This window comes from Pseudomonas sp. K5002, assembly GCF_013386655.1.
GTDB lineage: Bacteria > Pseudomonadota > Gammaproteobacteria > Pseudomonadales > Pseudomonadaceae > Aquipseudomonas.
Genome location: NZ_JACARK010001689.1, coordinates 1 through 301, shown reverse-complemented (window position 1 = coordinate 301; position 301 = coordinate 1). Strand labels below are relative to the sequence as shown.

Sequence of the window (301 nt, the reverse complement as noted above, 5' to 3'; positions counted from 1 at the left end):
CGTCAGCGTGTGCGTGCTGGAGGCCAACGAACCTGGCTGGGGCGCGTCGGGGCGCAATGGCGGGCAGGTCAACCCGACACTCAAATACGACCCGGATCAACTGGTGCAGATGTACGGTGCCGAGCGCGCCGAGCCACTGATCAACACCGTGTCCAACTCTGCCGACCTGGTGTTCAACCTGATCGAGCGCCATGGCATCGACTGTGCGCCCACACGCAAGGGCTGGATGCAGGTTTCCTATTCCGAAAAAGGCGTGGCGGGCCTGCACGCCCGGGCCGAACAGTGGGCACGTCGCGGGGTG

The 301-nt window shown here is 65.1% G+C and carries 1 protein-coding gene; it reads left to right on the top strand.

The features are described 5' to 3' along the window. The coding region (locus HX846_RS38725) for an FAD-binding oxidoreductase (RefSeq protein WP_178967641.1) at positions 1-301 on the top strand (301 nt) is incomplete at both ends.